The sequence below is a fragment of the Pseudarthrobacter sp. NKDBFgelt genome, assembly GCF_046097905.1.
Lineage (GTDB): Bacteria > Actinomycetota > Actinomycetes > Actinomycetales > Micrococcaceae > Arthrobacter > Arthrobacter polychromogenes.
Window position 1 is genome coordinate 1 of sequence record NZ_JBJURL010000226.1, and the last position, 500, is coordinate 500.

The window sequence follows — 500 nt, forward strand, 5'->3', positions numbered from 1 at the left end:
AAGGAACCGCACACCGGCGTGAACCCCGACGAAGTCGTCGCGATCGGCGCCGCGATCCAGGCGGGCGTGCTGCAGGGCGACGTCAAGGACGTGCTGCTGCTCGACGTGACCCCGCTGTCGCTCGGCATCGAGACGCTGGGCGGCGTGTTCACGCGCCTGATCGACCGCAACACCACGATCCCGACCAAGAAGAGCCAGACCTTCTCGACCGCCGAGGACAGCAACGCCTTCTACCGCCGCAACCTGGCCGCCGGTCAGATGGGTCTGTCGGTCGCCTTCGACCTCGCCACCCACCGCGGTTACGATTCCGACCATGAGCGGGTGAAGGGGGATGTCGGCATGGCCGGCGTCGCCATCGACAGCATCCTCGACATGCGCACCCTGTTCGACGGCATCCCGCTCGACAAGATGAGCGTCTCGATGACCATGAACGGGGCGGTGCTGCCGATCCTGGCGCTCTACATCGTGGCCGGCGAGGAGCAGGGCGTCGACCATGCCAA

The 500-nt window shown here is 66.8% G+C and carries 1 protein-coding gene; it reads left to right on the forward strand.

The genetic code is table 11. The features are described from left to right. Positions 1-500: methylmalonyl-CoA mutase family protein (locus tag ACKAE7_RS21275; RefSeq protein WP_408980262.1), on the forward strand; the 500-nt coding region annotated here is incomplete at both ends.